The sequence below is a fragment of the Stenotrophomonas riyadhensis genome, from assembly GCF_040256885.1.
Lineage (GTDB): Bacteria > Pseudomonadota > Gammaproteobacteria > Xanthomonadales > Xanthomonadaceae > Stenotrophomonas > Stenotrophomonas riyadhensis.
In genome coordinates, this window is record NZ_CP155568.1 from 2,372,677 (window position 1) to 2,391,498 (window position 18,822).

17 protein-coding genes are annotated in these 18,822 nt (G+C 65.7%); 6 read left to right on the forward strand and 11 right to left on the reverse strand.

Annotation, left to right across the window (positions count from 1 at the left end; all coding sequences use genetic code 11):
- Nucleotides 1-30 precede the first annotated feature (30 nt).
- Nucleotides 31-900: a methylenetetrahydrofolate reductase gene (locus SriyCCGPB3_RS11210; RefSeq protein ID WP_350259212.1), complete on the reverse strand. Its 870-nt coding sequence runs from the start codon at nucleotides 898-900 to the stop codon at nucleotides 31-33.
- Complete coding sequence (locus SriyCCGPB3_RS11215; protein ID WP_180853842.1) at nucleotides 900-1,814, reverse strand: LysR family transcriptional regulator; 915 nt, start codon at nucleotides 1,812-1,814, stop codon at nucleotides 900-902. Before SriyCCGPB3_RS11215 ends, SriyCCGPB3_RS11210 begins: the two co-directional genes overlap by 1 nt.
- A gap of 176 nt (nucleotides 1,815-1,990) precedes the next feature.
- Between SriyCCGPB3_RS11215 and msuE the strand changes: the two genes are divergently transcribed.
- From msuE to SriyCCGPB3_RS11230, 3 genes are read left to right on the forward strand one after another with little or no spacing between them, the layout of a single operon-like run.
- On the forward strand, nucleotides 1,991-2,572 hold the full coding sequence (gene msuE, locus SriyCCGPB3_RS11220; protein ID WP_350259213.1) for an FMN reductase: 582 nt from the start codon (nucleotides 1,991-1,993) through the stop codon (nucleotides 2,570-2,572).
- Nucleotides 2,573-2,630: 58 nt separating this feature from the next.
- The gene (locus tag SriyCCGPB3_RS11225; protein WP_180846777.1) at nucleotides 2,631-3,608 is read left to right on the forward strand and encodes a DUF1852 domain-containing protein; all 978 of its coding nucleotides are present in this window, start codon (nucleotides 2,631-2,633) and stop codon (nucleotides 3,606-3,608) included.
- A gap of 38 nt (nucleotides 3,609-3,646) precedes the next feature.
- A complete protein-coding gene (locus SriyCCGPB3_RS11230; protein ID WP_049401536.1) occupies nucleotides 3,647-4,681 on the forward strand; it encodes a methionine synthase in 1,035 nt (344 codons plus the stop codon).
- A gap of 55 nt (nucleotides 4,682-4,736) precedes the next feature.
- On the opposite strand, the gene SriyCCGPB3_RS11235 is transcribed toward SriyCCGPB3_RS11230, so the two are convergent.
- The 3 genes from SriyCCGPB3_RS11235 to SriyCCGPB3_RS11245 form a co-directional block, all read right to left on the reverse strand.
- Nucleotides 4,737-5,765, reverse strand: coding sequence for a tetratricopeptide repeat protein (locus SriyCCGPB3_RS11235; RefSeq protein WP_350259214.1), 1,029 nt, complete (start codon nucleotides 5,763-5,765; stop codon nucleotides 4,737-4,739).
- A 114-nt stretch (nucleotides 5,766-5,879) separates the two neighbouring features.
- Nucleotides 5,880-6,335 (reverse strand): hypothetical protein, encoded by a 456-nt coding sequence (locus tag SriyCCGPB3_RS11240; protein ID WP_433963274.1) that lies wholly within the window; start codon nucleotides 6,333-6,335, stop codon nucleotides 5,880-5,882.
- A gap of 91 nt (nucleotides 6,336-6,426) precedes the next feature.
- Nucleotides 6,427-6,741 carry a hypothetical protein gene (locus tag SriyCCGPB3_RS11245; protein ID WP_239506091.1) on the reverse strand — a complete coding sequence of 105 codons (315 nt, stop codon included), beginning with the start codon at nucleotides 6,739-6,741 and terminating at the stop codon, nucleotides 6,427-6,429.
- A 142-nt stretch (nucleotides 6,742-6,883) separates the two neighbouring features.
- Between SriyCCGPB3_RS11245 and SriyCCGPB3_RS11250 the strand changes: the two genes are divergently transcribed.
- Nucleotides 6,884-8,131, forward strand: coding sequence for an arsenic transporter (locus SriyCCGPB3_RS11250; RefSeq protein WP_350259215.1), 1,248 nt, complete (start codon nucleotides 6,884-6,886; stop codon nucleotides 8,129-8,131).
- 23 nt (nucleotides 8,132-8,154) lie between these two features.
- Here the strand turns inward: SriyCCGPB3_RS11250 and SriyCCGPB3_RS11255 are convergent, their stop codons facing one another.
- The 5 genes from SriyCCGPB3_RS11255 to SriyCCGPB3_RS11275 form a co-directional block, all read right to left on the reverse strand.
- Nucleotides 8,155-9,588, reverse strand: coding sequence for an OprO/OprP family phosphate-selective porin (locus tag SriyCCGPB3_RS11255; RefSeq protein WP_180846783.1), 1,434 nt, complete (start codon nucleotides 9,586-9,588; stop codon nucleotides 8,155-8,157).
- Between the two features lie 129 nt (nucleotides 9,589-9,717).
- Nucleotides 9,718-10,494, reverse strand: a complete 777-nt coding sequence (locus tag SriyCCGPB3_RS11260) for an ABC transporter permease (protein WP_153855372.1) — start codon at nucleotides 10,492-10,494, stop codon at nucleotides 9,718-9,720.
- Nucleotides 10,478-11,311 carry an ABC transporter ATP-binding protein gene (locus SriyCCGPB3_RS11265; RefSeq protein ID WP_153855373.1) on the reverse strand — a complete coding sequence of 278 codons (834 nt, stop codon included), beginning with the start codon at nucleotides 11,309-11,311 and terminating at the stop codon, nucleotides 10,478-10,480. The genes SriyCCGPB3_RS11260 and SriyCCGPB3_RS11265 overlap by 17 nt, the downstream gene beginning before the upstream one ends.
- 14 nt (nucleotides 11,312-11,325) lie before the next feature.
- Nucleotides 11,326-12,387, reverse strand: coding sequence for an ABC transporter substrate-binding protein (locus SriyCCGPB3_RS11270; protein ID WP_350259216.1), 1,062 nt, complete (start codon nucleotides 12,385-12,387; stop codon nucleotides 11,326-11,328).
- 74 nt (nucleotides 12,388-12,461) lie between these two features.
- The gene (locus SriyCCGPB3_RS11275) at nucleotides 12,462-13,583 is read right to left on the reverse strand and encodes a 4-oxalomesaconate tautomerase (protein WP_153855375.1); all 1,122 of its coding nucleotides are present in this window, start codon (nucleotides 13,581-13,583) and stop codon (nucleotides 12,462-12,464) included.
- A gap of 109 nt (nucleotides 13,584-13,692) precedes the next feature.
- Here SriyCCGPB3_RS11275 and SriyCCGPB3_RS11280 point away from each other — a divergent pair, with 109 nt between their 5' ends.
- A complete protein-coding gene (locus SriyCCGPB3_RS11280) occupies nucleotides 13,693-14,595 on the forward strand; it encodes a LysR family transcriptional regulator (RefSeq protein ID WP_153855376.1) in 903 nt (300 codons plus the stop codon).
- 50 nt (nucleotides 14,596-14,645) lie between these two features.
- Here the strand turns inward: SriyCCGPB3_RS11280 and SriyCCGPB3_RS11285 are convergent, their stop codons facing one another.
- Entirely contained in the window at nucleotides 14,646-16,298 is a 1,653-nt protein-coding gene (locus SriyCCGPB3_RS11285; protein ID WP_350259217.1) for an ABC transporter ATP-binding protein, read from the reverse strand.
- A 128-nt stretch (nucleotides 16,299-16,426) separates the two neighbouring features.
- Between SriyCCGPB3_RS11285 and SriyCCGPB3_RS11290 the strand changes: the two genes are divergently transcribed.
- Nucleotides 16,427-18,817 (forward strand): TonB-dependent receptor plug domain-containing protein, encoded by a 2,391-nt coding sequence (locus SriyCCGPB3_RS11290; protein WP_350259218.1) that lies wholly within the window; start codon nucleotides 16,427-16,429, stop codon nucleotides 18,815-18,817.
- Nucleotides 18,818-18,822 lie beyond the last annotated feature (5 nt).

Sequence of the window (18,822 nt, forward strand, 5' to 3'; positions counted from 1 at the left end):
GGGCCCAGCAGCGCGATCATCAATACGGCATCAGTCGCTGGCGGCCAGTGCGCGCCGCCGGTACCGCTCGATCCAGTCCAGTGATGGCGCAATGCCGCCGAAGGGGAAGAAGTGCGGGCTGACCGCGCCGTGAGCATCCGTCAGCCCACTCAGCAGGCGATCCACGAACACCTCCGGCCCCGCCGTTCCCAGCAGCCGGCCGATTGAAATGCCGTACCGCGCCAGCATCGATGCACTGGCACCCACGCCGCACATCGCGGCGTAGCGGGCCAGCCGCGCAATGCTGGCCGGGCCCGGCACGCCCATCAGTACCGGAACCGTGATGCCACGGGCGCGCAACGCATCCAGCCAGGCCAGCACGATATCGGCATCGAAGGCGAACTGGGTGATGATCAACGGCGCCATGCCCTGCGCTTCGATGGCCTGGCATTTGCGTTCCAACACGCGCCACCGATCCTCGGCGGTCATCGCCGGATGGCCCTCCGGATGCCCACCGATACCCACAACCTTGATGCCGGAGCGCTCCAGAAGCCCTGTCTCGATGAGCGAAATGCTGTCAGCAAACGGCCCGGCAGGCGTGGCCAGGTCACCGGCGATCAGCAGGCACTTCTCTACCCCCGCTTCGCTGGCGGCGCGTTCCAAGAACCGCGCAAGCGCCGCACGCGACCCGATGCGGCGGGCAGAGAGATGCGGCATCGGCTCGAAGCCGAGTTCGCGCACCGTGCGCGCGGCCGCCAGCCGGGCGTCGTCGTCCTCGCTCGCCAGGTAAGGGATCGAGATCGTCGTTCCCGGAGCGATGCGATCCGCTTCCGCGCGCAGTGCCGGCATTGCCTTGGCGCTCACTTCCAGCGAAAACCTGTTGATGAAGGCTTCCGCCCGATCAGGCGCGCGTGCGGGCATCAACGGGCTCCGCCTGCATTGCCGGCGATCGGCGTGCTGTTCCGGGCCAGTTCGACGAAGGCCTGCAGATAGTCGATGCCGGTATCGGCCTCACGCGCACCCAGGTAGATCTGCTTGGGAATGCCCTTCGCCCCCAGGCGCACCGGCACCACGTCCATGCGCGCCGCGTACTCCTCCACCAGCCAGCGCGGCATCGCGGCCACACCACGGCCGCTGGCCACCATCTGCATCATGATGTCGGTGGTTTCGATGGTCTTGTGGCGCCGCGGCGTGATGCCGGCCGGCAGCAGGAACTGGTTGTAGATGTCCAGGCGCTCGAACGGCACCGGGTAGCTGATCAGCACTTCCTGGCCGAGCTGGCGCGGCTTTACGTGATCCACCTTGGCCAGGGGATGGCTCCTGGCCACCACCAGCACCTGCTCGTAGTCGAACACGGGCACGAACTTCAGGCCCGGCTTCAGCAGTGGATCGGGCGTGACCAGCAGGTCGATCTCGTAGCCGAACAGCGCACCGATGCCACCAAACTGGAACTTCTGCTTGACGTCCACATCCACGTCCGGCCAGGCGGCCAGGTACGGCGAGACGATCTTCAGCAGCCACTGGTAGCAGGGATGGCATTCCATGCCGATGCGCAGTGCACCGCGCTCGCCCTGTGCGAACTGGCCCAGCCGCTCCTCGGCCAGGTCCAGCTGCGGCAGTACGCGATTGGCCACCGCCAGCAGGTACTGCCCGGCCTGGGTCAGGCGCAGGCTGCGGCCTTCGCGCAGCCAGACATCGGTGCCCAGCTGCTGTTCCAGCTTCTTCATGCTGTGGCTCAGGGCAGACTGGGTCAGGTTGAGTACGCCCGCGGCGGCGGTCAACGAGCCCTGCTGCTCGACCTGCTGCACGATGCTGAGGTGGATCCGTTCCAGCATGACGATGAATCCCGCTCATGGATTGGTGAAGTAATACCATTTTACGTCATGGAAGGGCATGACTAGGATCGGGTCATGCCTTCGGTTGCCTGCCAGCCCGGTCACCTCGCCGGCCTGCAGGACTGCGCCCCCGCAGATCGCCCGAAGGAGCTCCCCCTCCTGCTGAAAGCGAACAGATGACCCGCCCCCTCCGTATCGTCGCCGTCTCCGGCGGACTGCAGCGCCCCTCCAGGGCTGCAACCCTGGCCGAGCACCTGCTGGACCTGATCGGCGAGGACGTTGCCTGCGAACCGCACCTGATCGAGCTGGGCGAGCTGGCGCCGCAACTGGCCGGTGCGCTGTGGCGCTCGCAACTGCCGGCCAGCGTGGAGCAGCAGCTGATTGCCGTTGAACAGGCGGACGTGCTGGTGGTGGCCACGCCGGTCTACCGCGGCTCGTACACCGGCCTGTTCAAGCACTTCTTCGATTTCATCCACCAGGACGCACTGGTCGACACCCCGATCCTGCTCGCCGCCACCGGCGGCAGCGAGCGCCACGCGCTGGTGATCGACCACCAGCTGCGGCCACTCTTCAGTTTCTTCCAGGCCCGCACCCTGCCCCTGGGCGTGTACGCCACCGACCGCGATTTCGCCGAGGGCCGCGTGCACAACGACGCCCTGATCCAGCGTGCACGGCTGGCGGTGCAGCGGGCGCTGCCCCTGCTTGCGCTGTCCCATCGTGTAGCGCCCGCTGCCGCCGAGGCCGCTGCAGTCCTCTGAATGCCGAATGCCAGCGACCTGCATTCGGATGTCACCCCCGCAACCCGGAACGCCGCCCATGACGACCGACACCTTCACTTTCAGCATCACGCGCATCCCCTTCAACGAGGACTACCAGCCCGCTGACGGCACGCGCATCACCACCAACTTCGCCAACCTGGCCCGTGGCGCATCCCGCCAGGAAAACCTGCGCAACACGATCAGCATGATCAACAACCGCTTCAACGACCTGGCGCACTGGGACAACCCGAGCGCGGACCGTTACGCCGTTGAGCTGGACATCATCTCGGTGGAGATGCACATCGATGGAGCCGATGGCAGCGATCCGTTCCCGCTGATCGAGGTGTTGCGCCCGACCATTGTCGACACGCGTACCGGCGCTCGCACCGAGGGCATCGTCGGCAACAACTTCTCGTCCTATGTGCGTGACTACGATTTCAGCGTGGTACTGCCGGCCAGCAACGAGGGCAAGGCGACCTTCGGCATTCCGGAAGGCTTCGGTGATCTTCACGGCAAACTGTTCCAGCACTTCCTGGAATCGGAGGCCTACCGCGCCAACTTCAGCAAGGCGCCGGTGATCTGCATCAGCGTCTCCAGCAGCAAGACCTACCACCGCACCGAGAACCACCATCCCATCCTGGGCGTGGAGTACCGGCAAGGCGAGTTCTCCCCCACCGACCAGTACTTCGACAAGATGGGCCTGCAGGTGCGCTATTTCATGCCGCCGGGCAGTGTTGCGCCGCTGGCCTTCTATTTCCGCGGCGACCTGCTGGGCGACTACTCGAACCTGGAACTGATTGGCACCATCAGCACGATGGAGGCCTTCCAGAAGATCTATCGCCCGGAGATCTACAACGCCAACTCCGTGGCCGGCAAGGTCTACCAGCCCAGCCTGAAGCACCAGGACTACTCCTCCACCCGCATCGTCTACGACCGCGAAGAGCGCAGCCAGCTGGCGGTCAAGCAGGGCAGGTTCACCGAAGAGCACTTCATCAAGCCGTACCGCGCCGTGCTTGAACAGTGGGCTGCCCGCTGATCCATCGATTCCCCATTCGCCCCAGGACACAAGACGCAATGTCGACGAAGAAACTGCTCCCCACCTCCACCGCCGGCAGCCTGCCCAAGCCCTCCTGGCTGGCAGAGCCCGAAAAGCTCTGGTCACCCTGGAAGCTGCAGGATGAAGGCCTGACCGAAGGCAAGCAGGATGCCCTGCGCCTGTCCCTGCAGGAACAGCAGCACGCCGGCATCGATATCGTCAGCGACGGTGAGCAGACCCGGCAGCACTTCGTCACCACCTTCATCGAGCATCTCAGCGGCGTCGACTTCGAGAAGCGCGAAACCGTGCGCATCCGCAACCGCTACGACGCCAGCGTGCCGACCGTGGTCGGCGCCGTGAGCCGCCCCAAGCCAGTGTTCGTGGAGGATGCGAAGTTCCTGCGCCGGCAGACCACGCAACCGATCAAGTGGGCCCTGCCCGGCCCGATGACCATGATCGACACCCTGTACGACGCGCACTACAAGAGCCGTGAGAAGCTGGCCTGGGAATTCGCGAAGATCCTCAACGAGGAAGCGAAGGAGCTGGAAGCCGCTGGCGTCGACATCATCCAGTTCGATGAGCCGGCCTTCAACGTGTTCTTCGACGAAGTGAACGACTGGGGCGTGGCCGCACTGGAGCGCGCGATCGAAGGGCTGAAGTGCGAGACTGCCGTGCACATCTGCTACGGCTACGGCATCAAGGCCAACACCGACTGGAAGCAGACGCTGGGCTCGGAATGGCGCCAGTATGAAGAGTCGTTCCCGAAGCTGCAGACCTCCAACCTCGACATCATCTCGCTGGAATGCCACAACTCGCACGTGCCGATCGATCTGATCGAGCTGGTGCGCGGCAAGAAGGTGATGGTGGGCGCCATCGACGTGGCCTCCAGCACGGTGGAGACGGCCGAGGAAGTGGCCAACACCCTGCGCAAGGCGCTGCAGTTCGTGGATGCCGACAAGCTCTACCCGAGCACCAACTGCGGCATGGCGCCGCTGGCGCGTGACGTGGCACGGGGCAAGCTGCGGGCGCTCAGCGAAGGGGCCAGGATCGTGCGCGAGGAGCTCTCGGCGTAACCGCTGCAAGAGATCTGCGTCCGGACCTCTGTGCGGGGTCCGGACGCATCTGCACTCAGCGCTTGCGCGCGCGTCGCTCGGGGCACTCCTTCGGATCGAACAGATCGTAGGTCTGCTTGATGGCCAGATTGCGGATCGCCCTGCGGTTTCCCTGCGCTGCAGCCTCACAGGTCCAGTAGATATCCTCATCCTGGTCCTTGGGCACCCCACGCCCGATGGAGTACAGGTATCCCAGCTCGGCCTGTGCAGGCGCGTAGCCCGCCATTGCCGCCTTGCGATACAGGTCGGCGGATCGGGCCTCATCCTTCTCTACGCTGATACCCTTGGCATACATCAGTGCGAGCCTGGTCTGCGCCTCCACATCACCGCCATCGGCAGCCGCTGTGAATGCTTCAAGCGGGCCAAACGCGCCGGGCGTGTCCATCTCGGCACACCACACCTCGTTCTCCTTGCGATTCAGGCACAGCTCCAGACGGGCCTCCTTGACTCCCGCTCGGCCGAGCTCCTGCACGGCTGCCCTGGCATACCACTGCATGGCCTGGGCCTCGTCTTTCGTGAGGCCGGCGCGTCCCTTCTGATAGAGATTGGCAAGGCTGTACTGCCCGGCTGGCGAGCCGAGCTCAGCGGCTCGGCGGAGCCACAGGACAGCCTGGGCATCATCCTGCTGCGGGCCCAGGCCCTGCAGGTACATGATCCCGAGATCGGACTGTGCGTCCGCATTGCCCTGATCGGCAGCCTTGCGTACCCAGTGCAGGGCCTGAGCGGGATCCTTCGGCACGCCATTGCCTCGCAGATACAGCACACCCAGCATGGACTGTGCCGGCGCATAGCCCTGATCGGCCGCCTTGCGGTACCAGTCCGCTGCCTTCGCTGCGTCCCTGTCGACGCCTGCTCCGCGCAGATACCTGTCTCCAAGTTCATTCTGGGCTTCCGCGTTGCCGGCCTTCGCCGCAGCCATCACGCGATCCCGCTCGGCCGCGTTGTCATTGCCAAGTGCCGGCGTGCTGCAGGCCAGGGCAGCCAGCCCCGCACAGAGTGCAACGCGCCGCAGGGCGCCAATCCATTCTTCCGTGAACGTCTGCATTCTTGATCAACTCCAGATGGATGCCGCAGGTAGACCCGGCAGGTGCCTCGATCAGCAAGTGATCGAGGCTGGGGGCGGCATTATAGGTGCGCGCAGGACCACGTGGCCGAGGTTCTATCTGGGTAACGGGCGTGCCTGCTCCTGCGCTCGCGACATCGCAGGGGTCCGTCTCAGCGCCAGCGCCTCCTTGATCCGGCCCATCTCACGCGACCCGGCCTCGGCCAGGCGGCGGGCCTGCTGCCGCTGCTCCCGCGTGAGCGCGGAAGGTGGTGGAGTACCGGCATCCAGCAGCCGCGCCACCGCATCGCGCAACCGCAACTGCGGGCAGAGCCGGGCGGCGCACCAGCGTTCGGCGTAGCGCTTGGCCTGCCGCGCATTTGCGGCAGCCACCACCTTGGTCTGTGACATTTTCCGCGCGTCGAGGAACAGGCGGACACCGAGCACGGCATGCGGCACGATGTTGGCCACGCAGCGGCCGTTCCACCACAGGTCCCAGTGGTCACCGCTCTGCACCCAGCCGGAGGGCCGGCGGGCCGTCATGAAATCGGGAGGGCTGGAGGGCGAATGCATGGCCGGAAGAATACGGTCGGCCGTCGCATGGTCTGAGATTGCGGAGTGGCGCTGGCAACCTCACAACGCTTCTGCCACAGCGAAGCCCTTTCTACCACTCTGGGCCGAGCAGCTTCTCCACCTCGGTTTCGAGCCTCTTGGCGGCTTCCTCCTGCGAGGCCACCTTGATGCACAGCCCGGACTGGGCAGGCCCGGGGGACAACCGGTAACGGTTGATGGTGCCGCCGCCGTCGCCATCCAGTTCCACCCGGGCCACCAGGGTTCGGCCATTGGCGTTGAAGGTCCAGTCCTGGTATTCGAACATCGTTGAGTCCACCGCAACGCCTTGAATGGCTCCCACCTTATGCGGGGTGGTGGTGAAGAACGCCCGAAGAAAACGTTCGCGGAGCGTGCGTGCCAGCGGCACGCGGCAAACAGCCGAGCCTGGGCTCGGCGCTACAGCCCAGGCGCGGCTCGCAAGGTATGATGCCGCCTTCCCCGAACCACCGTGATTGCAGCGGGCGCGTCCTGTTGAGGTACGCGTCGGCGCCGCTGAGACACCCCGCCCGATGCTCGCTTCCTGCTCCTCTTTCCTCATCTGGGCGGCCGTGACCGTGGCGACCCTCGGCCTGCTGTTCCGGCCATTCCGCATTCCGGAGTACGTGTGGGCACTGGGGGCTGCTCTTCTGCTTCCACTGCTGGGAGCGGTGTCGTTCGGCACGACCTTGCACGCAGTGGCCGAGGGCCGCGATGTCTATCTGTTCCTGGTCGGCATGATGGTGCTGGCCGAGCTGGCCCGGCGCGAAGGCCTGTTCGACTGGCTGGCGTTGTACGCGGTCCGCCATGCGGGAGGCTCGGGACGACGCCTGTTCGACCTGGTGTTCCTGGTCGGCACGCTGGTGACTGTGTTCCTTTCCAACGATGCCACGGCGGTGGTGTTGACCCCGGCGGTCTACGCCGCCTGCAAGGCCGCCCGCGCCAACCCCCTGCCCTATCTGTTCGTCTGCGCCTTCATCGCCAATGCGGCCAGCTTCGTGCTGCCCATTTCCAACCCGGCCAACCTGGTGGTGTACGGCCAGCACATGCCATCCTTGATGCAGTGGCTGGCACAGTTCGCGTTGCCGTCACTGGCCGCGATCGGCGCCACCTATCTGGTGCTGCGCTGGGTGCATCGGCGCGAGATCGCGCAGCCGCTGGTGGCGGCGCCGGAGCATCGCCCGCTGACCGAAGGTGGCCGGCTGAGCGCGCTGGGCGTGTTGTTCACCGGCACCGTGCTGCTGGTGACGTCCGCACTGAACGGCCCGCTCGGCCTGGCCACGTTCTGCGCAGGCACGCTGAGTGTGGCAGTAGTGGCGATGCACCAGCGGCGCAGTCCGTTGCCGCTGCTGCGCCATGTGTCCTGGGGCGTGCTGCCGCTGGTGGCCGGCCTGTTCGTGCTGGTGGAAGCAGTGGCCCAGACCGGTGTCATCCAGACGGCGGCCAGCGCGCTGCAGGCCGTTGCGCAGGCTTCCCCACACCAGGCCAGCTGGCTGGCCGGTGGCGCGGTCGCGCTGCTGAGCAACGTGGCCAACAATCTGCCGGTCGGCCTCGCCGCAGGCTCGCTGGGCCAGATGGCCGATCTGCCGGCACAAACCCGCGCCGCATTGCTGGTCGGCGTGGACCTGGGCCCCAACCTGTCGGTGACCGGCTCATTGGCCACGATGCTGTGGCTGGTGGCGCTGCGCCGAGAGGGCGAGCATGTCAGCGCGCTCGACTTCCTGCGCGTCGGTGCGCTGGTGATGCCGCCTGCGCTGATCGGGGCGCTGTTGCTGCTCTGATCGGCGCAAGCGGCACGCAGATGCTAGAAGGCCACCTGCAGGCGGGTATTGAAGGTGGTCCCCTCGTCCCTGCCCTGCCCGGTGCCACTGCGATTGTGGGTCTGCCAGCGGATCGCTTCGAACATCACGCGGCTGAAATCGTTGAGATACCAGTTCGCGCCCAGCGTCCACGCATGCCCCGTTCCGCCAGTGGGCAGCTCGGCATAGTCCACGTCTTCATAGCGGCCCTTCAACTCCCACGCGCCGGCACCGCCGCGGGTGACCGGATCGGCCACCTTCACCCGGCCCCATGTACCGGCCTTGCCCGAATAGGCGGGCATCGCACCGGCCAGGAACCAGCCGGCCGAGATCGCCCAGGCCTGATGGTCCAGATCGTAACGGCCGCTGGCGTCGGCGCCGCGCAGGTTGCGCGTGCCCCATTCGCCGGTCGCCCAGGCCGGGCCAAAGAAGCCGGCAAGCTCGGCGCCGTAGGCGGTGCTGCGATCAGCCCCCGACAAGGTGCCCGGCGCGATCTTCACCAGGTCGTTGAAGTGCCCTGCGATGGCCGAACTGCGAACGACGCCACTCGCGCCTGCGGCGATCTCCTCGTGGAAGGCCCAGGCGCCCAGGTGCACGGTGGCGCGGTCGCTGGCCACGGGATTCCAGTGCACGCGCGTGGCCCAGGTCTGGCTGTCGTTGTCGGTGCCTGCATTGTTGAGGTCATTGCCGGCCACCGACAGGCTGGCATGCCAACCCTTGCCGTAAACACGTTCAGTCAGGCCCACGCCGAACAGGCCGCGTTGCGGCAGCATCAACGTGCCCACGACGTTGCGGTCCTGGAACGGCGTGTTGGATGTGCTGCTGGAGCCGTCGATGCCGCGGTCGTTGAGGCGGTTGCCGACGGTGAGGTCGGCTGGCAACCCGAACAAGGTGTGATCCAGCGTGGCATAGACCGACTTCCAAGCCACTGCGTTGTCGGCGAAGTCGCCCTCCACCGCCCAGCCGAGGATGCCGTAGCGCCCTTCCGCACCCAGGCGCACCGAACGGATCTCGGTACCGGAGATGTTGCGATCGCCCACGGTGGCGCCGTCGGTACTGGAGGCATCGACGAACAGGCGTCCACGTGGGCGGAAAGCCACAGTGCCGTCAGCACTGCTGAATTCCGGGGCGCCCTTGGACCACGACACCTTGGGCAGCCTGGACTGGCTGGACTCCAGTGCGGCGACCCGCGCCTCCACTGCAGGCTCGGGCGGGGCGGGCCGCATGGCCGCAATGCCCTGTTCGCCCTCCACTGCCCGCAGGCGCGCTTCCAGCTGTTGGATCTGCAGTGCCTGCTGCTGCACCAGGCGTGACAGTTCTGCCTGGCTGAGGGGCACCGGCGGGGATGACACGGCCTGTGCACCTGCAGGGCCGCTGGCCAGCAGCAGGCCGAGCGCGACCGATAGCGCTGCGCGTGGCAGCACACTGGAATGTTTCATGGCTCTCTCTCCGGCCAGCCGGCCCCCTGGCCTGGCGCTGGCCTGTTGCGGTGATGCGGGGGAATGACGGGGAGGTGCGCGCCGCCGGATCAGGCCGGCGGCGCGGCGGGCAGGCTCAGGCGGCCGTGCTCAGCTGGTGGCCTGTGCCTGGGCATTGGGACGCCAGGTGATCAGCTTGTTCTCGACCACGTCCAGCAGTGCGTCGATGACCAGCACGAAGGCGGCCAGGATGATGATGCCGGCAAACACACCTACGGCATTGAAGTTGCCCTCGGCCTGAGCGATCAGGTAGCCGAGGCCGGCCGAAGCACCGAGGTATTCGCCGATGATGGCGCCGACGACGGCGAAGCCGACCGATGTGCGCAGCGAGGACAGGATCCAGCTGGCGGCCGCCGGGAAGTACACGTGGCGCAACAGGTCGCTGCGTCCGGCACCAAGGATGCGCGCATTGGCCAGCACCACCGGATTGACCTCGCGCACGCCCTGCATGGCGTTGAAGAACGTGGTGAAGAACACCAGGGTTACGGCCAGTGCGACCTTTGACCACAGACCAAGGCCCAGCCACAGCACGAAGATCGGCGCCAGCACCACGCGCGGGATCGCATTGAAGCCCTTGATGAAGGGATCCAGGATGCGTGCCGAGCGCCGGCTCAGGCCCAGCCAAACGCCGCCGGCCACACCCAGCCCGGTGCCGATGATGTAGCCCAGCGCGGTCTCGGTCAGGGTGATGTAGACATGCTGGTAGAACGAGGTGTCGGACAGCCAGGTCCAGGCCTGCTGCACGATCGCCGTTGGCGACGGGAAGAAGAACGGATCGATCACGCCGAGCGCGATGCCGCCCTCCCAGCCACCGAACACGACGACCACCAGGGCCAGTTGGATGAACTTGTCAGTCTTGGCGTGCATAGCTCTTCTCCACTTCACCGCGCAGGCAGGCCCAGATGTCGCGGTACAGGTCAGTGAAACGGTCATCCAGCTTGATCTCTGCGACGTTGCGCGGGCGTTCCAGATCCACATCGAAGCTGCGCACGACCCGGCTGGCCGGCCCGGACGACAGCACCACCACGCGGTCCCCCAGGGCAATGGCTTCTTCGAGGTCGTGGGTAATCAGGATCACTGAGCGCCGATCCTCCTGCCACAGGCGCAGCAGCTCGTTCTGCATCAGGTGGCGGGTGTGGATGTCCAGTGCCGAGAACGGTTCATCCATCAGGATCACCTTCGGCTCCACGATCAGTGCCTGCGCCATCTGCACGCGCTTGCGCTGGCCACCGGACAACTGGTGCGGATAGCGATGCTCGAATCCGGTCAGGCCAACTTTGGCCAGCCAGGCATTGGCCTTGGCCTTGCGTTCGGCTTCGGCGACGCCGCGGAAGCGCAGGCCCAGTTCGACGTTCTGGAATGCGGTCTTCCACGGCAGCAGTGCATCCTGCTGGAACAGGTAGCCCACCGATTCCTGCACGCCGCTGACCGCGCGGCCGTCGATGCTGACCTGCCCGCAAGAAGGCTTCAACAGGCCGGCCACGGAATTGAGGATGGTGCTCTTGCCGCAGCCGGTGGGCCCGACAATGGCGAGGAACTCGCCATTGCCCACCTGGATGTCGACATCACGGACGGCAGTGAATTCACCGAAGGACATGGTCACCTTGTTGATGGCGACCATGGTCTGTGCAGGCTCCAGCTGCGGCGCGCCGTTGAACTGGCGCACGGTGGCATTGAGGGCCATGGGATTACCTCCGCTTACGGTTGGGTTGCCGGCGCCGCGGCGTTGGCACGCTCGACGAAGGCATTGGTGTAGGTCCTGGAGAGATCGATGTTGGCGCTGGCCACATCCGTGTTGAACTCGCGCAGTACCTTCAGCGGTGTTTCCAGGTCGGCGGGGGTGAAACGGCCATCGCGGGTGAAGATCGCGCGCGCATTCTCCACGGCGCGTGCATAGGTGGCGCGGTCGCCAGACACGTAGCTGTCCGGCAGTGCCGCAACGATGTCCTCGGCGCTGCTGTCGGCGATGAACTTCAGTGCCATCTGCTCGGCGCGGGCGATCTTCTCCGCCGCCTCGGGGCGCTTGTCGAGGAAGCTCTGGTTGGCATACATCACCGAGGTCGGATACAGGCCGCCATAGACCTGGCGGGCACCGTCGTCGCTACGGGCATCGATGATGATCCTGCCGACCTTGCGCTCGGTGATCAGGGTGGCGGCAGGGTCGTAGTTCACCAGCAGGTCGATCTTGCCCTGCTCCAGTGCGGCAACCGCTGCGGCGCCGGAGCCGACGCCGATCAGCGAGATGCTGTCGACCGGAATATCGTGTTGCGCCAGGAAATGGCGAATGAAGAAGTCCGACGACGAGCCGGGTGCGGTGATGCCCACCTTCTGGCCCTTGATGGTCTCCGGGCGGGCTGGATCGAAGGTGGCATTCTCGCGCCCCGCCATCACCAGGCCGGAGTTGCGCGAGAGCAGCACGAAGGCGACCACGTCCTTGCCCTTGGCCTGCATCTGGATGGTGTGGTCGTAGAAGCCGACCGCCACGTCGGTGGAGTTGGCCACGAGTGCCTGCAGCACCTTGGAGCCACCCTGGGCGAAGTTCTCGGTCTTCACTTCGAGGCCGACGTCCTTGAAATAGCCCTTGGCGTCGGCGATGAAGAACGGCAGGTTATTGAGGTTGTAGGAGCCGACGCTGATGCGCACCGGGGCACCTTCGCTGCTGCGTGCGGACGTGCCAGCTGCATCGCCGTCGGGCTTGCTGCACCCGGCCGCGGCCAGGCCCGCCGCGCACAGCGCGGCCATGAAGAACTGCTTGTACATCATCCCTCCCAGGAGTGAAGCATCTACGTTGTAATGGCAGACAGGCGCGCCTGCGCCGGCCGACCGCGTTCAGATCATGCCGCTGACGTCCATTGGCGGGCTTGGGTGGAACTGGCCATGGCAGATGCCGGCGTAGTCGCAAATACACGGCCCTCAAACAGGCGGCGTGCGGTACGCACCACGCTGGCAACCACTGGCGTGTCGCCCGAACTGCGACTGAGGCCCACCTCCAGGGCCCCGCTCGGATGTTCGAGGGTAATGCTGCCGGGCAACTGCACGCATCCGACCAAAGTGTGGGCCAGCGTGCCTGGGGTGACCGCCGCCGTGGCCAGGCCAACCGCGCCGGTGATCGCCAATGCGGTATGGCATTGGTGCGGCATGAAATAGCGCACCTGCAGATCGCCCCCATGCTGCGGTGCCGACAGCAGCACCGGCTTCGGGATGACCTTGTTGCCGGCATCGGCGATGCCCATGCGGGTCCCCGCCTCGATGCGCAGCGCCTCCAGTCGCGCCAGCAAGGCGCTGTTCGCATTCAGCTCAGCCGGCGAAGCATCACCGCGCACCCCCAGGTCTTCGGCGCGCACCAGCATCATCGGCATCGCGCAATCCACCAGGCTGACCGCCACGCCGTCAATGGTTTCCGCAGCATTGCCGCTGGGCAGCAGCTTGCCGGTCCGGGCACCTGCCGCGTCAAGGAACGACAGCCGCACCGGCGAGGCCGAGCCCGGCGCGCCGGCAATGCGCGTGTCACCCCGATACACCACGGTGCCGCCAGGCGTTTCCACTGTGGCGATGATCAACTTGCCGGTATTGACGTTGTGGATGCGCACCTGCGTCTGCGGGTCCTGCGCCTGCACCAGTCCACGCTCGATGGCGTACGGACCCACGGCGGCCAGCATGTTGCCGCAGTTCGGGGAGGTATCCACCACCTGCTGCTCCACCCGCACCTGGGCGAACAGGTAGTCCACGTCGGCCTCGGGCCGGCTGGAACGGTCGATGATGGCGACCTTGCTGGTAAGCGCGTTGCCACCACCGATGCCGTCGATCTGCAGCGGATGACCCGACCCCATCACTTCCAGCAGCAGGCGATCGCGCTCGGCGATGTCCGCAGGCAGGTCGCTGGCCAGGAAGAAGGGGCCTTTGGAGGTGCCACCGCGCATGAGTACGCAGGGAATGCTGAGCAGATCGTTGGACATACGTGTGCTAGATTGATGCGTATAGGGGATGAATGACCCCTCTGTGATTCGATACTGGCATGACGCCAATTGATCTGTGAATTGCTGATTTTTGGATGATTGATACCCAATGAGCATCAATTGCGAAATCCTGGATCTACGCGCGTTCCTGCTGGTGTCCGAGACCCGCAGCTTCCATCGCGCCGCCGAGATCCTGCATGTCTCCCAGCCGGCGCTCAGCCGACGCATCCAGAAACTCGAACAGGCCGTGGGGTCACCGTTGCTGGAGCGCACCACGCGCAGCGTCAGCACGACGGCGGTGGGCGAGAACCTGTTGCCGCTGGTGCGGCGCATGCTGGAAGAGTTCGATGGCTCGCTGTTCTCACTGCGCGGCCGCGAAGACACCCGCGGCGCGACGGTGACCATCGCCTGCCTGCCGACGGCAGCGTTCTACTTCCTGCCCAGCGTGATGGCGCGCTTCCATGAGGCGCATCCGAATGTGCGCTTCCGCATCCTGGACATTCCGGCCACCGAAGGCCTGCAGGCGGTCGAGCGTGGCGAAGTCGAGTTCGGCATCAACTTCATGGGCGCCAACGATCCCAATCTTGATTTCGACGTGCTCGCTGAAGATCCATTCGTGCTGGCATGCCGGCGCGATCATCCCCTGGCTCGCAAGCGCAAAGTGGAATGGGCGGATCTGGCCGAGCACCAGCTGATCACCGTGCACCGCACCAGCGGCAACCGCACGCTGCTGGATGGTGCGTTGGCGCGTGAGAACCTCAAGCTCAGCTGGCACTACGAAGTGACGCACCTGTCCACGTCGCTGGGCATGGTCGAGGCAGGTATCGGCGTATCGGTGCTGCCGAAGATGGCCACGCCCGATGGTGATCATCCGAGTCTGGTGACGCGTTCGATCGGCAACCCGGTGGTGTCGCGCACGATCGGCATCGTGCGCCGGCGGGGCGCCCTGCTCTCCCCCACTGCCGAGCGCTTCCTGCAGATGTTGATGAGCCAGTGGCGCGGCGATGCCTGAGCACGACGGCGGCCCTTGAACCTGCAGGAGGCCCGCATGCCGCCGCTGGCTCAGCGATCACTCTCCAGCTCGATCACCCGGTCAGCCGGGCTCACGATGGCGCGCCGATGGGTGATGGCCACGACGGTTACGTCATTCGCCAGTGCGCGGATGTGGTCCATGATCTCGCGTTCGGTGGCCTCATCCAGCGCGGAGCTGGCCTCGTCCAGGAACAGGATGGCCGGTTCGCCATACAGGGCACGGGCGATCGCGATGCGCTGGCGCTCACCACCGGACAACTTCAGGCCGCGCTCGCCCACCGTGGTTTCCAGCCCCTCGGGCAGTACTTCAATCAACGGCAGGATCGCAGCCTTGCGTGCTGCATGCCGCAGCCGATCATCATCACGCGCGCGCCCCAGCAGGATGTTGTCGGCCAGGCTTTCGTTGAGCAGGATGACATCCTGCGGAACCACCGCGACGGCGGCATGCCACGCCGCACGGTCGATCCGGGACAGGTCAACACCATCGACCAGGATCCGGCCACGTTGGGGATCGATCGACTTCAGGGCCAGCTTGAACAGCGTCGACTTCCCTGCCCCGGTCGGCCCGATCAGGAAATTGATGCCGCCACGTTCGGCCTCGAAGGACACATCGCTCACCCCGCGCCCATTGCCATAGCGGTGGCTGACCTGCTGGAACTCCAGGCGGCCGCCTTCCCCGGCGAAGCGCTGGGCATCGGCCACCTGCTGCTCCTCGGGCGCCGCCCACAGCGTTGAAAGCGGGCCCAGCATGCTCCAGGAGCGCGCGACGTCGTCGATCGAGCGGGCGATCATCTCGAATGGCATGTTGAGCTGGAGCAGCAGCAGGTTGAACAGCACGATGTCACCGATGCTGAGCGCGCCGCTCTGGTAGCGCGGCAGCAACAGCTGGAAGGTGACGATGAACTCGACCGCCAGGCCGGCGCCCAGCAGCGCGATGAAGCCGATGCGCTGCAGTACATAGGCACGCCAGCTGTCGCGCACCTCCTGGGCCTTCTGCTCGAAGCGCTGCACCATCCAGGCGCTGCCACCGAACTGCCGCAATGTCTCCATCGCATTCATGGCATTGCCGACGAAGCGGGCGTTCTGCTGCCCGGCCTCGACCGCGGCTTCGCGATGGATCCGCGCACGCCGGGTGGCAATCGCGGAAAGGGCGACAGCCACTGCGCCGTAGACCAGCACGATCAACACCACCTGCAGATTGATCAGCGCCCCCAGCGTGACCAGGGTCAGCACAATCTGCAGCGCACTGGGAATGAAGGCCACCAATCCCAGCTGCACGACGATCTTCAGCGCCCCGCGGCCTTTTTCGCCAGCCACCTGCAGCTCGGCCGCGTTGTGGTCCAGGAAGAAACTGTTGGTCTTTTTCAGCAGGCGGGTGAAGTAGCGGGTGCTGGTGATGAAGCCAAGGTTCTCGCCACTGAGGAACGACAGGTACTGCACGGTGTTCTGCAGGGCGCTGCCAGCGCCAAGCATGACCGCATACAGCAGGAAGCCGCCCGCGAGGGCGCCGACCCCGTCGCTGGGCAGACGGTCGATCAGGCGCGAGAACAGATAGGGCGCCGCAACAGTGGCCAGGCTGGACAGCACGACACTGCTGGCGATCAGCAGCAACAGCCGACGATCAGTCTTCCAGTACGCACCCAGAATCTCCGCCACGGGGGGCGGAACGGCGTTCTTCGTCATCGGCCTCGTTCCAGCATGGGGTCGGCCCCTCTCCGTCGCTCGCCTGAATGATATGATATAACATCGCCATTCAGGAGCGGCGTGACCCTGCCGCAGGCCACACTCCAATGAGATCGATGGACCGGGGAATGACGAACGCATCCACTGCCATGGCGCGCGCGCGCCTGGCGATCAGCATCGCTGCAGGCTTGCTGGCCAGCCTGCCCGCACTGGCCCAGAACCCCGGCAATGACCGCGGCGCGAAAGCGCCGGTCACACCGCCCGAGGCGCCGACCGCCACCCTGGACAAGGTGCTGGTGGTCGGCAGCAACATCCGCGATGCCGTTGGCGGCGGTGCATCGCCGGTGATCGTGATCGACAAGGAGGCCATCGACCGCACCGGCGTGGCCACCGTGCAGCAGCTGTTCGAGAAGCTGCCGCAGAACTTCGGTGGTGGCGCCAATGGTGCCAACGTCGCCAATCTCGGCGTCGACCGCGATACCGGCAACAACTTCGGCCAGGGCACCGCCCTCAATCTGCGCGGGCTGGGAACCGGCACCACGTTGACCCTGATCAACGGCCATCGCGTGACCTCATCGAACCGCTACCAGTACGTGGATGTCTCGCTGATTCCGCTCAGTGCCGTCGAGCGCGTGGAAATCCTCACCGATGGTGCCTCGGCCATCTACGGCACCGATGCGGTCGGCGGCGTGGTCAACATCATCCTGCGCCGCGACTTCACCGGGTACGAGACGGCTGTGCGCTACGGCGCTGTCACCGCCGGCAGCATGGAGGAGTACCAGGCATCGCAGTCGGCAGGCTGGTCATGGAATGGCGGCCATGTGCTGGCCAGCTATGAGTTCCTCAAGCAGAGCAACCTGCCGGCAGTGGACAAGGACTTTTCGAAGAACGTGCGGGTCAAGCCGTATGACCTCTACCCGGGATCCAAGCGCCACAGCCTGTATGTGGACGGTGTGCAGCAGCTCAGCGATGTGCTGACCCTGAACGTGACCGGCTCGTTCGCCAAGCGCGAGATGGACACCACCATTTCCGGCACCGCCGACGAAACCCGGTTGTTCCCGCACACGCGGCAGTTCGACCTGTTCGCCGGACTCACCCTGGATCTTCCACGCGGGTGGCAGGCGCGCCTGGATTCGGGGTTCGGCAGGAGCGATGTGTCCTATCAGCGCACCACCATCACTGGCAGCTCGGCCAGTACCGCGCCGCCCACGAATACCAACTCCGAATCGCGTTACCTGGACCTGGTCGCCGACGGCGAGCTGTTCAGCCTGCCCGCCGGTGGGGTCCGCGCGGCATTCGGTGCGGGCTACCGCCGCGACGGCTATGAACTGGTCGATCACCGCGGCCTGGAAAAGCCGCTCGACCTGCAGCGTACCGTGAGGTCCGCTTTTGCCGAGCTCAACGTTCCGCTGCTGAAGGATCTGCCGGGCGTGCGGAGCCTGTCCCTGACCGCTGCAGCGCGCTATGACGACTACAGCGATTTCGGTTCCACGCTGAATCCCAAGTTCGGCCTGCTGTGGGAGGCGACCCAGGGGCTTTCGTTCCGTACCAGCTACGGCCGCTCCTACCGGGCGCCGGTGTACCAGGACATGCAGCTGAACAACACCGTGGTGGTGGCGAACGTGCCCAACCCAGGCGCGCCCGGTGGCAACACGATCCTGATGATGCTGTCCAATGGCAACCCGGATCTGGGGCCTGAGCGTGCCAAGACCTGGACCGGCGGCTTCTCGTTCGCGCCGCCGTCCATACCCGGCCTCAAGATCGACGCCAACTACTACCACATCGAATACGCCGACCGCATCGGCAGTGGCTTCGGCGGCAGCTTCCCGTCGCTGTTCCAGCAGTCCACCGCGCCCTACGCAGACATCCTGACCACCAATCCCACGCAACAGCAGATCCAGCAGGCGCGCCAGCTGGGCATTTCGGGCCTGGGCCTGTTTGTCTCACGCGTGGGGCCGTACGCGCTGCCGGCTGGAATGGATGAGAGCAACAGCCAGGTGATCCTCGACAACCGCTTCCGCAACAACGCCTTTACCCGGCAGCGGGGTGTGGACTTCAGTGGGTCCTATGCCTTCGATGCCGGCCAGACCCACATCGCGGTGAACCTGGCCGGGCAGTACATCATCGAATCGAAGCGGCGCGTGACCAGTACCTCGCCCGAGGTGGATGCGGTGAACGCGGTGTACTACCCCGTGGATCTCAAGATGCGCGGCGGCATCATGCTCAGCCGGCAGCAGGCAGCGGGCGGGCTCTTCGTGAACTTCGTGGACAGTTATCGCGACCCTGCCAATGTCGCGCGGCCGCACGTCAGCTCCTGGACGACCGTCGATCTGAATCTCGCCTATCACTTCGGCCCATCGGCAGATACGCAGCGTGGCACATCGCTTGCGTTCAACGTGCAGAACCTGTTCGACCGGGATCCGCCGTTCATCGTCAACAGCATCAACACCGGCTATGACCCCACCAATGCAACAGCGCTGGGTCGCTTCCTGTCCATGACGCTGACGCACCGCTGGTAGGCCGC